12 protein-coding genes are annotated in these 13,141 nt (G+C 34.3%); 6 read left to right on the top strand and 6 right to left on the bottom strand.

What is annotated here, in order from left to right:
- Nucleotides 1-108 precede the first annotated feature (108 nt).
- Genes CD150_RS00685 through CD150_RS00675 form a run of 3 tightly spaced genes read left to right on the top strand, consistent with a single transcriptional unit; the run spans nt 109 to nt 3,803 of the window.
- Complete coding sequence (locus tag CD150_RS00685) at nt 109-1,704, top strand: xylulokinase (protein ID WP_103161245.1); 1,596 nt, start codon at nt 109-111, stop codon at nt 1,702-1,704.
- Between the two features lie 49 nt (nt 1,705-1,753).
- Nucleotides 1,754-3,001, top strand: a complete 1,248-nt coding sequence (locus CD150_RS00680; RefSeq protein WP_046207283.1) for an MFS transporter — start codon at nt 1,754-1,756, stop codon at nt 2,999-3,001.
- A 19-nt stretch (nt 3,002-3,020) separates the two neighbouring features.
- Nucleotides 3,021-3,803, top strand: coding sequence for an SDR family NAD(P)-dependent oxidoreductase (locus tag CD150_RS00675; RefSeq protein ID WP_073343421.1), 783 nt, complete (start codon nt 3,021-3,023; stop codon nt 3,801-3,803).
- A gap of 179 nt (nt 3,804-3,982) precedes the next feature.
- On the opposite strand, the gene CD150_RS00670 is transcribed toward CD150_RS00675, so the two are convergent.
- The 6 genes from CD150_RS00670 to pta all read right to left on the bottom strand — a co-directional run bounded on the left by CD150_RS00670 (nt 3,983) and on the right by pta (nt 10,115).
- Nucleotides 3,983-4,321: a YuzB family protein gene (locus tag CD150_RS00670; protein ID WP_064209587.1), complete on the bottom strand. Its 339-nt coding sequence runs from the start codon at nt 4,319-4,321 to the stop codon at nt 3,983-3,985.
- Between the two features lie 425 nt (nt 4,322-4,746).
- Nucleotides 4,747-5,823 carry a phosphomevalonate kinase gene (locus tag CD150_RS00665; RefSeq protein WP_073343425.1) on the bottom strand — a complete coding sequence of 359 codons (1,077 nt, stop codon included), beginning with the start codon at nt 5,821-5,823 and terminating at the stop codon, nt 4,747-4,749.
- Nucleotides 5,824-5,835: 12 nt separating this feature from the next.
- Nucleotides 5,836-6,819, bottom strand: a complete 984-nt coding sequence (gene mvaD, locus CD150_RS00660) for a diphosphomevalonate decarboxylase (RefSeq protein ID WP_064209589.1) — start codon at nt 6,817-6,819, stop codon at nt 5,836-5,838.
- 4 nt (nt 6,820-6,823) lie between these two features.
- Entirely contained in the window at nt 6,824-7,747 is a 924-nt protein-coding gene (gene mvk, locus CD150_RS00655) for a mevalonate kinase (RefSeq protein ID WP_073343428.1), read from the bottom strand.
- Between the two features lie 542 nt (nt 7,748-8,289).
- Nucleotides 8,290-9,129 carry a lipoate--protein ligase family protein gene (locus CD150_RS00650; protein WP_046207277.1) on the bottom strand — a complete coding sequence of 280 codons (840 nt, stop codon included), beginning with the start codon at nt 9,127-9,129 and terminating at the stop codon, nt 8,290-8,292.
- On the bottom strand, nt 9,129-10,115 hold the full coding sequence (gene pta / locus CD150_RS00645) for a phosphate acetyltransferase (protein ID WP_046207276.1): 987 nt from the start codon (nt 10,113-10,115) through the stop codon (nt 9,129-9,131). The genes CD150_RS00650 and pta overlap by 1 nt, the downstream gene beginning before the upstream one ends.
- A 171-nt stretch (nt 10,116-10,286) precedes the next feature.
- Between pta and hemQ the strand changes: the two genes are divergently transcribed.
- The 3 genes from hemQ to CD150_RS00630 all read left to right on the top strand — a co-directional run bounded on the left by hemQ (nt 10,287) and on the right by CD150_RS00630 (nt 13,016).
- The gene (hemQ, locus tag CD150_RS00640) at nt 10,287-11,036 is read left to right on the top strand and encodes a hydrogen peroxide-dependent heme synthase (protein WP_046207275.1); all 750 of its coding nucleotides are present in this window, start codon (nt 10,287-10,289) and stop codon (nt 11,034-11,036) included.
- Between the two features lie 742 nt (nt 11,037-11,778).
- The gene (locus tag CD150_RS00635) at nt 11,779-12,552 is read left to right on the top strand and encodes a threonine/serine exporter family protein (RefSeq protein ID WP_046207274.1); all 774 of its coding nucleotides are present in this window, start codon (nt 11,779-11,781) and stop codon (nt 12,550-12,552) included.
- A gap of 11 nt (nt 12,553-12,563) precedes the next feature.
- A complete protein-coding gene (locus tag CD150_RS00630) occupies nt 12,564-13,016 on the top strand; it encodes a threonine/serine exporter family protein (protein ID WP_046207273.1) in 453 nt (150 codons plus the stop codon).
- Nucleotides 13,017-13,141 lie beyond the last annotated feature (125 nt).

The following is a 13,141-nucleotide window of genomic DNA, read 5'->3' as shown; positions in this document are numbered from 1 at the left end:
TCATATGAACTAAATGTATAATAATCTTTAATTGACTTTTCATAATTTTTAAATTAATATTCATTTTTGATAACGTTTACATTATTTTTTAAGTAAAGGAGCAACAAAATGGAAAGTGATGATATCAAGCACTTGGTTGAATCAGGTCAACTATCTGTAGGCATTGAATTAGGCTCTACGCGTATAAAGACAATTGCTATCGCACCTAATTGCGAAACAATTGCAACAGGTTCTTTTGAATGGGAGAACAAATATGAAAATGGTTATTGGACTTATTCCATTAATGATGTATGGGTAGGCATTCAAAAAAGTTATGCTGAAATGTCACAATCAATTAAGGATAACTATCATGTTCAAATTAAATCCTTAGCTTCTCTAGGAATTAGTGGTATGATGCATGGTTACTTAGCATTTGATGACAATGATGATTTATTAGTACCTTTCAGAACTTGGCGCAATAACAATGCGAATAAAGCAGCAAAATTGTTACGCGAATATTTTAAAGTAAATATACCAGAACGCTGGAGCATCGCTCAGCTGTTCCAATCAGCAATAGATGACGAAGCACACGTCAAACAAGTTAGTTATCTAACTACCCTAGCTGGATATGTTCATTGGTATTTAACAGATAAAAAGGTATTAGGTATTGGAGACGCATCTGGTATGTTCCCAGTTGACAGCGAACGTAAGCAATTCCGTCAAGATCTATTAAAACGTTTTAATACATTATTTCAAAATTTAGGTTACTCGCAAGATATTAGCGATATGTTACCAAATGTCATTGTAGCTGGAGAAATTGCTGGTTACTTAACAAAAACAGGCGCTAAACTCATCGACCCAAATGGTGAACTGGAACCAGGGTGTCCAATGTGTGCACCAGAATCAGATGCTGCAACAGGCATGGTGGCAACGAATAGCGTAGCACCAAAAACCGGAAATGTTTCTGCAGGAACTAGTATATTTTCAATGATTGTACTAGAGAAACCGATTACCCATGTTTATCCTGAAGTAGACATTGTAACTACACCTGATGGTTATGATGTTGCGATGATACATGCTAATAATTGTACATCTGATATCAATGCTTGGGTTCATTTGTTTGAAGAAGTCTTCCAACTCATGAATGTAAAATATGATAAAAATGAACTTTTTACCAAGTTATTTGAAAGCGCTTTTAATGGAGATGAAGACTTAGGAAAATTATTATCTTATGGCTATATCTCCGGAGAATTCATAACGGATGTCAATCAAGGTTATCCGATGTTCCTACGTCACGTTGATAGTGAATTCAATATTGAAAACTTTATGAAAACACATATTTTTAGTGCCTTTAGTACTTTGAAAATTGGTATTGATTTATTAAAAGAAAATGAAGATATTCAAATTGATAGCATGCTAGGCCACGGTGGTATTTTTAAAACAGACAAAGTTGCACAATCCTATTTAGCTGCAGCATTAGAAACACCAGTCAGTGTTATGAAAACTGCTAGTGAAGGTGGCGCATGGGGTATCGCAATATTATCCCGTTATTTACTAGAAAATCAGTATACAAATTTGGCCAATTACTTAAACGTTAAAGCTTTTGATAACACTGACCAAATCACTTTAAACCCTAAATCTCAAGATGTTGAAAGTTTTAGAAATTATATTCAAAAATTTAAAACATTATTACCTCTCCAACGACAGATAGATGAGTATATTTAAAGTCGATTAACATTTTAGAAATCATATTTAAAGATTAGGAGAGATTTTTGTGAATACACTAAGTACAGATAGCTCTAAGCAATTTTTAGGCTTACCGTTAACTTTAATTTGGGGTTATATAGCAGTAGCTATTTTCATGACTGGTGATGGTATTGAACAAGCTTTTTTATCAAAATATATTGTTAGTCTTGGGTTTGAAGCACATCAAGCATCCGCAGTCTTAACACTTTATGGTCTTATTGTAGCAGTTGCATCTTGGCTTTCCGGTATTTTGGCTGAAATTTTTAGCCCGAGAAAAATAATGGCATTTGCGTTTATCATTTGGATTATTTTTCATATCGGTTTTTTAACTTTAGGGTTAGAGCAACATAGCTATCCAATGATGTTAATTATGTATGGTATTAGAGGCTTTGCCTATCCGATGTTTATCTATAGCTTCGTCGTCTGGATTACATATTCAGCTCCAAAACATCGTCTAGCTTCAGCTATGGGCTGGTTCTGGGCAATGTATTCCGTGGGTATCGGGTTTTTAGGAACCTATCTACCTAGTTTTACAATACCTTGGATTGGATTTATGGGAACATTATGGTCTTCCATAATATTCATTTTAATCGGTGGTTTAATGGCCATGTTTTTAGTTAAAGATAGAAAAGGCTCTGAGAAAGAATCCGATAGATTAACGCCCAAAGAGATATTACTTGAATTCGCTAAAGGTATAACCATTTTAAAAAATCCTCAAGTTGCTATTGCTTGCGTAGTTAGAATCATTAACCAATTAGCATTGTTTGGTCTTGTCGTTATCATGCCAATCGTATTCACTGATACCGTAGGATTTACTACATCAGAATGGTTGAGAATTTGGGGATTAATGTATATCGTAACTATTTTTACTAACCTATTTTGGGGTGTGGTTGGCGATAAAATCGGATGGGTACGACAAGTGCGGTGGTTTGGCTGTATGGGAATGGTGATTTCTACATTAGCCTTTTACTATTTACCAATCTCGACTGGACCCAACATTTGGGTTGCTGGTGCAGTAGCGATTGTATTTGGTTTTGCTGTCGCGGCATTTGTACCGATGTCAGCCATTTTTCCCATTTTAGAACCAAATCATAAAGGGGCAGCGGTTTCTATTCATAATTTATCTGCTGGCTTAAGCAACTTTGTCGGACCAGCTATCGCAACGTTAACCGTACCGATAGGAGGTCCTGTATTAACTATTTGGACATATGCAATTATTTATTTCATAGGATTTATACTGACTTTCTTTATGAAAGTTAATCAACCAAATCATTAAAAAGGATAGGAGTTTTAACATGACAAATATATTAGAACAATTTAAATTAGATGGAAAAGTAGCAATTGTAACAGGAGGCGCGATGGGCTTAGGCAAAGCCATGGCTACTGCATTAGCACAAGCTGGTGCTAACATCGTTATCGCTGACATTAATGAAGCGGTAGCTAATGATACTGCACAAGAAATTAGTGAAACTGAAAGCGTAGAAGCGATCGCTCTAAAAGTAGATGTTACAAATCCAGATGCTGTAAATCAAATGGTCGAAGAAGTTACAAAACAATTTAATAAAATTGATATTTTAGTTAATAATGCTGGCATGACGATTAATGCAAAAGCCGAAGAAATGTCATTTGAAGATTGGAATAAAGTTATAAATTTAAACCTGAACGGCATTTTCTTAGTTGCTCAATCCGTTGGACGTGTAATGATTAAACAAGGCTATGGTTCTATCATTAATACATCCTCTATGTCAGGACTAATTGCTAATAAACCTCAAGAACAATGTTCGTACAATGCTTCCAAAGCTGGTGTCATCATGTTGACGAAAAGTTTAGCTATGGAATGGTCAAAATACAATATTAAAGTAAACACAATTGCCCCGGGTTATATGAAAACAGAACTTACGAAACCCTTCTTTGATCAAGGTGGAGCAATGATTGAAGACTGGATGGGATTCACACCTATGGGCAGACCAGGCACACCAAACGAACTCGGTGGTATCGTTGTATATCTTGCATCTGACGCATCTTCATTTGCACAAGGTAGCGTCTTCACAATTGATGGTGGTTACACAGCACTTTAAACATTAATAACATATAATGGTCTAGTTTCAATAATATATTAAATTAAAAAACACTTTTGCTCAATGCACATACAATATGTCGGCATGAACAAAAGTGTTTTTTTATATTCATTAGTACAAAAATGATTAAACTGCATCGTGCAATTCAATCATTTCATATGTGCCACCTTGAGTGTCTTTCACTTACTTTTCTTCTTAGCTAATTTTTCTTTCAGTTTGCGATCTTGTTCTTCCTTACGTCGTTTACGTTCCTCATTGCGTTTTCTAAGGCGCTCTTCCTCTTCAGGATCTCTAGGTTTTTGCAACTGTTTTTCAATTTTTTCCATAAGCTCATCTTCAGTTAAGGCTGCTAATGGGCGATTATTAACAAATGCAAAAGTTTTACGTCGACCAGGACCACAATACGATTGACAACCTATTTCTATTTCTGCATGAGGATCTAATTTTGTCAGTTTTTTCTGTAAAGATTTACAATTAACGCCCTGACAATCATCGCAGATTAAAAATTTATTTTGCAAAATCAATCCCCTCATCTTTCCAAACGTGAATGATTCACTCATTTTCCTGATAAATTATGTGAAATATGCGCTCAATTTCCTATCAAAGCCTCACCAAGATATTTATAACGATAAATTACAACTCTAATTATTTTACTCTATTTTAAATTTTTTTCAAGTTATGCCCCATAAGATCTAAAAGTTGTGTATGAAAACATAGCATTACACGTTCGTGATACTACTTTTTTCTATATACTTTTCTGTCTGATTTTTATAATTCAATCAAAAATCGGCTGGACAAATCAATTGTCACAGCCGTGTCGCTTCTCAATTTATTATTACGATAGTATAACTTATATATGAGTTTCAACCCAACTAAAGCATCATCCCTGCTCATCCTTGCTATGATTAGACAACGCAACATTTAAAAATTGTTTTTCCTAAGCTTATTGACCATGATAGATACTAAACTCTAACGGTTTCACTTCATTTTCTAGCCATTCTTTATAAATTGATTGTTTATCAACTTCATTATTAATGATTGTGATACCACAGTCACCGCCACCAGCGCCTGATGTTTTAGCAGCACCACCATATTTTTCAGCTACAGAGCATAACACTTTCAAATGTGCAGTTTCAATATCAATCGTAGCCTCATTATCCATGGATTGAATAATTTCACGATTCATCCGGATCATTTGCTGTACACCTTTGATATGATTCGTTTTAAAGGCATGAATTAATTTTTCTACGCAAGCATGTGAACGTTCTAAAAATTTCCCGTAAAATGTAGGGTCAGATTTCAAACGTTTCACTTCACTCACTAAGTGATGTGATGACGCAGGCGAACCTGTCCAACCAATTAAGACTTCCATATTTTCTGGTGGTTGTAGTGGCTCAATATGTAAACCTGGCCAGTTTTTATTTAGTACTTCGTTTACAGAAGTATCTTCAATTTGTTGTGAAACCCACTCATGATCAAATGTACTATAAGCAAGCCAACCTGTGTATACACTAACTGCGATATCTCCACAAGAACTCAAACTTTGTAATTTCATATTTGCAATCACTGCAAGTTTATAAATATAAAGATTTGATAAATGCATCTCATAAAATTCATTTAAAGTTTTTACTACAGATACAAGTACTGCTGCACTTGAACCTAAACCGTATTTATGACCATTTGCGTCATCTAAATTACTATCTATCGTTAAATTAAAATGTTTTAGGTCAATGTGATTACTACTCACAAATTGCTCAAAAACTTCTATAGCTGTGATGACGTATTTTAATTGCTTTGCTGCATATAAATCAGATACGACTATCTTATCTTCTTCTCTTTGAAATGTAACTGGTTCATGATGTAATGTCTTTGAGTGGATTGTACCTTCTGAAGCATTAGAGTCTTCAATCGAAGCCGTTACAAATCTATTAACAGCTATTAACACAGATTTATACCCAGGTTCAGTAACAGCATATTCACCTGCAATATAAAGCTTACCTGGCGCTTTCACTTGAATCATGTTATCTCTTCCTTACTCAATAATTTCAACACCTGTACGTGTAATGTCACTTGCAATAATTTGATCATCATTAAATGATTTTTTTAGTGCATCAATGACTGCCTGTTGATTTTTCTTTTCTACTAAAATTTTAACGTTGGGTCCTGCATCCATTGTAAAATAACAAGGGTAACCAGCTTCGCGACATTGATGTACAATATCCATAGCTAAATAACTATCTTCTACCATATATGTAAAAGGAGGTTGTGAACCTAAATTTGTTGCATGCATCCTCAAGCCATTCTCTTCAATAACTTCTCCTAAATACTTAAAATCTTTGTCTTTAATCGCACGCTTAACTGACGCTATGTCTTCATCTACATGATCTAACCAGTATTGGTAAAAACGAGATGTATCACGCGTATGTGACATACCGGCACGACTAGAAACTTTTTTTGTTTGATTATTGATCACGACAAATATCATTGACAAATCATCTTCCCAGTGATCTGCATCAATCGGGAAACTATATGATGATGCATCATCATGACCCTTTTCCCACTCTACAAAACCGCCATAGATACTTCTAGAAGCTGATCCTGATCCTCTTCGAGCAAGTCTAGATAATGCTTTACCCGTTAATCCAAGTTTTAAAGCTTCATTACATGCTGCTGCTAATGCGGCATAAGCACTTGCTGATGAGGCTAAACCTGCAGCTGTTGGTACGAAATTATCACTTTCGATATGTGCATACATAGATGTTTTACCCAGTTCTCTAACAATATCCATAAAACGACGAATTTTAGTTGCTTCAGCATCATCTACTGTTTGTCCATTTAAAATCAATAAATCTTTAGTATATTGTTCAGAAAAAGTTACTTTAGTCTCTGTATAAAATCGATCTAATGTTACCGACAAGCTATTATTCATTGGAATAATATAGGCTTCATCAGCTTTCCCCCAATATTTAATCAGTGCAATATTTGTATGTGCACGTGCTTTGCCACTACTAACCACCTTACTAACCTCCTAAATATTCAATCCATGTATGATGTGCACCTAACGATTGTGCACTTTCCACAATTTTTTCAGCCGTTTCTAAAGTAGAAGCTAGAACAATCATACTACCGCCTCTACCTCCTCCAGTTAATTTACCAGCTATCGCACCTTGCTCTTTACTAACCTCTAACAATTGCTCAATTTTTTCATGACTAACAGTGAGTGTTCTTAAATTCTCTTGACACAAATTAAAGACCGTAGCAAGTTGTTCAAAGTTATGGTGTTCGATAGAATCTCGCGCTTCATGTACCAATTTGCCGATATGTTCGACAAAGCTAAGGTATCCACTATCCGCTTTACATAAATTATGTACGTCTTCTACTGCTTGTTTTGTTGAACCACGAATACCAGTGTCTATCACAACCATATACCCATTTAAATCTAAAGGCTTTAATGTAGTAACCTTTCCTTTTTGAAACCAAACTGGCTTGTTAGATACTATGGTTTGTGTATCTATCCCACTGGGTTTGCCATGCGCAATACGTTCTGCCCAATTCGCTTCTTCTATCAAAACCGCATCTGTTAAGGGTTTATTTATATAATCGAAACTCGCACGTACAAATGCGACTGCCATTGCAGCACTTGATCCTAGGCCTCTTGATGGTGGTAAGTTCGTATCTATAGAAACTTTGATGGGTGTTGCAATATCATATTTATCAATAAACCTCGTTATTACTGATTTTAAGTGTTCAGGTGCGTAAACCAATTCACCATCATACACTTCACTTTTAATATAGGAAGACTCTGATGCATTTAAAGACTCAATTAATGCACTCACTCTCCCTGTCGTAAATGGAATCGCAATTGCAGGCTCTCCAAATGTCACCGCGTGCTCACCTATTAAAATCACCTTGCCATTCGCTTCCCCATAACCTTGTTGTGCCATATTTTCAATCACCTTTAGTATTTTCTTTAAATTTAAATAATATATGCTTTGCACCGCGATTTTTATTAATCTCAATTTCATTCCTAGTTATCTTAACATTTCCCGGGAAATTTTGTGTTTAATAGCATTTCGCTATAGCATTCATGCTTTTCATTTTTAATCAAGCAACCATTACGTGCATTTTTACACAACTCAATCGATTTTCACACAAATCAAAGTATATTATCTCACAAATTTCATATATTGACATACGTCTTGAGACATAGTTTTTTAATTTGTATCAAAATTGAACGAAATGAGCAAAAAGTTAATACCTGCTACTAATTATAAACAATACTTATTTATTATAAAACGCGATGACCTATTATTCAAAAACTTCACTTTATTTTATTAATTTATTTTTGATTTTTAACGTATACTTTCACTATATTACTTATTTAATTGCTATAATTCAACAAATTATAGTAATCTTTCCATTATACAATTATAAATAAAAAGACTAAAAACGAATACATTATATTGTATCGTTTCTAGTCTTTGTCTCATTCGTCCATTTTTTGATTAACTTTAGCATTGCGTTCAATCATCTTGTCAAAATAACCTTCATATCGTTGCCACTCATCATCCGTAATGTCTTCCATCGTCAAATTGGCGCCTAAATCTTTTAACGCATATAGTAACTGGAACATCACATCTTGAACTGTTAATGTTCTGCCTAATAATTGCGATAAAGATGCCATGCATTGAGGATCAATATCGGGGTATTCAAATTTAGTACGCTCGCCTTGTAATGCGCGTTCATAAAATGCTTTCATCAATGCAGCGCGTTCACTGCCATCGCCTTCAACGCATAGATATACTTGGACAGCTATGCCACCTCGAACACGTCTTTGCGAAATACCGGCAAATTTCTTTCCATTAATACTTAAATCAAATTTCCCTGGACAATATGATTGTTCAATCTCATAGGTCTCAATTTCAACATCATCGTCTTCAAACATTTTCGACACTAATAAGTACATGACTGAAAATGCTTCATCAATCGTAATATCATGCTTGCCTTTAAAAATAAGTGAAATATTGAGTACACCTTGGTCTAATACAACACCTAGACCACCCGAGTTTCTCACAATCGCATTATACCCTCGTTCTTCAGTTAAATAGCGAATACCATCTTGCAAGTGCGGTAATCTTGAATCATGGATACCTAAAATAATTGTATGTTGATGTATCCAAGTACGTACCACACTGCTTGATAAATCTTTGCCTACACTTTCTGACAAAGTATCATCAAATGCAAATGACTGCATCGGTGCTAAACCAGAAGAATGATCTACATAACGCCAAGTGGCACTATTAAAGTACTTACTTGCTAAATCCATTATTGTAATGTTTGTGCAGCAGTGATGATTGATAAATTATACACGTCTTCTATTGAACAACCACGAGATAAATCATTTACTGGTGAATTAAGACCTTGTAATACCGGGCCTACCGCATCATAACCACCAAGGCGTTGTGCGATTTTATATCCAATATTACCAGCTTCTAAACTTGGGAAAATAAATACATTTGCATCGCCTTGAATTTGTGCATCCGGTGCCTTTTTCTTAGCAACTTCAGGTACAATTGCTGCATCAAATTGGAATTCTCCATCAATAACCACATCTTTAAGTTGATCAGTTTCAACCTTTTCTTGTGCTAACGCTACCGCATTGGAAACTTTTTCAACATCATCCGATTTTGCAGAACCTTTTGTTGAAAAACTTAACATTGCTACACGTGGAGACATGCCAAAACTTTGAGCAGATTTTGCACTTTCTACCGCAATTTCCGCTAAATCTTGTGCTTCTAATGTAGGATTAATCGCACAATCACCAAAGATATATTGTTCTTCACCTTTGATCATAAAGAATATACCTGATGTTTTAGTTACACCTGGTTTTGTTTTTATAATTTGTAGGGCTGGACGAACGGTATCACCTGTAGAGTGCGCAGCACCACTTACTAAACCTTCAGCTTTACCAGTATATACTAGCATCGTACCAAAGTAATTTACGTCTTTTAACATTTCTTGAGCTTGGGCTTCAGTTGCTTTCCCTTTACGACGTTCAACAAAAGCTGTCACTAACTCTTGTTTCAAATCACTCGTTTCAGGATCGATAATTTCTAAGTTTGAAATATCTAAACCTTTGTCTTTAGCTAACGCATTAACATTTGCTTCATTACCTAATAAAACTGGTGTTACATAATCTGTACTTTGTAATTGTGTTGCCGCAGTTAATACGCGTTCATCTTCTCCTTCAGGTAAAACAATTTTCACATTTTTTCCTGACAATTTCTCTTGTAATACATCTAATAAAGACATATGGGCCTCCTCAAATTTTTAATACTATTATTTTTTCCATTACTATTATACGTCATTTTTTTATAGAATTCCATGTCACCAATTTGTAATCATTTACTTATGTTTTACAGTTACCTTTATGATAGAATTTTCAGTGTAGATATAGAATTATTTATAAAGGAGCGATTCAATATGCCACAAGCGCCAGAAACTTTAGATGGTTGGTATAGTTTACATTTATTATATGCTATAGATTGGGCTAGTTTACGTCTAGTTCCAGAAAATGAACGTCAAACGTTAGTTGAAGAGTTGCAATCATTTTTAGATAAACACAAAGAAGCACGTACGAACCATGTCGGCGATCACGCATTTTATAATATTACTGGTCAAAAAGCAGATATTCTTTTATGGGCATTACGTCCTGAATTAAAAGATTTAAATGCTTTTGAAAATGAATTTAACAAATTGAAAATCACTGACTTTTTAATTCCGACATACTCATATGTTTCGATTATTGAACTCGGCAATTATTTAGCAGGAAAATCTGACGAAGATCCATACGAAAATCCACATATCAAACCAAGATTATATCCAGAATTACCACAATCCGAATATATTTGTTTCTATCCTATGGACAAACGTCGTAATGAAACTTATAACTGGTATATGTTGCCATTAGAAGAAAGACAAGAACTAATGTACAATCACGGTAAAATCGGTCGTCAATATGCTGGTAAAATCAAACAATTTATCACAGGCTCTATGGGCTTTGATGATTTCGAATGGGGTGTCACGCTATTTGCAGATGACCCACTTCAATTTAAAAAAATTGTTTCTGAAATGAGATTTGACGAAACGACGGCACGTTACGGTGATTTCGGCAGTTTCTATGTGGGTAACATTATCACCAAAGATAGTTTACCAACGCTTTTTGAAATATAATTTATCACTATATTTTAACTAATGTTATTTTTAATACAAATTACAATCTTTCTTGTTTTAGAGTATAACTTTATTTTTTATAAACTATGATCAACCCCTTCATTTAATAATGGAGGGGCTTTTATATATCATTTTTTTGCATTCATATATAACTACAATTACGTCTCAAACGTACATATTTTAGGCGCACTGCCATTATATTTTGCTCTTTTAGGTACAATTACAATAAATCATTCAATACCTATGTTTGAATTTGACTACTAAATCTCAAAAGATAGCTATTGTCATAAGTTACATGCATAAGTCGCTCTACTTTCTACTTCGTTTGATTCGGCGGTTCGCATGCTCCCCACATGCATAAGTCGCTCTAACTTTCTACTTCGTAGAAAGTAGAGCGACTAAAAAAAGGCACACTTGAAATAAAACAAGTGTGCCTGTCTGAATGTAGTGTGTTTGGGAGAACTTTAATCACTACTTAATTTAAGGGTCAACTGTTAAATATTGTCGCTACTCAATATTTTGTAACAGTCAACTAATACTATTTTAACCTATTTGAAATATTTGAAACATATTTGCATTACTAAAGTTGTATAAAACTCATTTTTTAAAACACAATATGTGTCTTTTTACCCAACATATCATTTGAATAAAGTGTTACAATAAAAAATATTAACTTACTTATATATCCCATGAAAATACAGTTACGAATAGTTTAGTTAAATAAAATATAATTGGTGATTAAATGACAAGAAATGTTCAATACTCAGAAAATTATGAAGAAAAAATAGCAAAAGATGTCATAATCCTCGCTGGCAGAATCTTACTTGAGTCTGGGGCAGAAGGTTCGCGTGTAGAAGATACAATGACGCGTATTGCTTTCACGTTAGGTTATACAGAAAGTAATAGTTTTGTTACAAATACAGTCATTAATTTTATGTTACATAATGAATCTTATCCAAGAATTTATAGAATACGAACTAGAGATACCAATCTACATCGTATATCAAGAACCAATCGCGTTTCTAGACAACTTTCCGAGGGGACACTATCAGTTGAAGATGCATATCAAGAATTACAAAAAATATATCATGAACAGAGCATTAATCATGATTTGTTTTTTAAATTTATTGCCGCTGCGATTATCTCAATCAGTTTTCTATATTTACAAGGTGGTTATTTAGTGGATGTATTCACTGCACTCGTTGCAGGTGCTTTAGGGTATCTAGTTGTTGAACTTTTGAATAGAAATTTACACACTAAATTCATTCCAGAATTTATGGGGGCTCTCGTTATTGGAGCAGTGGCAGTGTTTGGAAATGCCATCATACAAGGCGGCTCTATTTCAACAATTATTATATCAGCTGTGATGCCAATCGTACCTGGTGTTTTAATTACAAATGCAATTCAAGATTTATTTAGCGGGCATATGTTAATGTTTACTACTAAATCATTAGAAGCCCTAGTAACTGCCTTTGGTATTGGTGCAGGTGTCGGTACAATACTTATTATTTCTTAGGAGCAATGCTTATGTTTTGGATTTTAAATTTAATATTTAGTTATACCGCTTCACTCTTCTTCGGTATTATATTTGATGTTCCAAAATATTTATATAATGCTGTTGGAATTGTTGGTGCATGTGGTTGGATGGTTTATACATTGTTTTATGATGGTCTCGAACTTCATACAATTTATTCAAGCTTCTTTGGAAGTCTAGCATTGGGTTTACTGAGTCATGTAATGGCTCGCTATAAAAAAGAACCAGTGATTCTATTTATGGTACCAGGTATTATACCATTGGTGCCTGGAGGATTAGCCTTTGACGCTACTAAAAATCTTATTTTGTTAGACTTTAGTAAAGCTATTAACACGATGCTAGAAGTAACGCTAATTGCCGGCGCAATCGCTTTAGGCTTATTATTTGCTGATCAAATATCTAAACTCATCGTTTCTGGCACAAAATTTAGCAAAAAACACATATGAGCATTGAACATAAAAAATCTGAGGATCTTTAAAGTCCTCAGATTTTTTGTATTAAATATCATTATTTGATTTTAAAAACTCCTATCAATATGAACTTAAAGTCCACTGCTATTGATAGGAGTCGT

Origin of the sequence: Staphylococcus ureilyticus (assembly GCF_002902235.1) — a bacterium.
In the GTDB taxonomy this organism is placed as follows: Bacteria; Bacillota; Bacilli; order Staphylococcales; family Staphylococcaceae; genus Staphylococcus; species Staphylococcus ureilyticus.
Note: the sequence above shows the minus strand (reverse complement) of the source record. Positions and strands in the feature narration are given on the sequence as shown.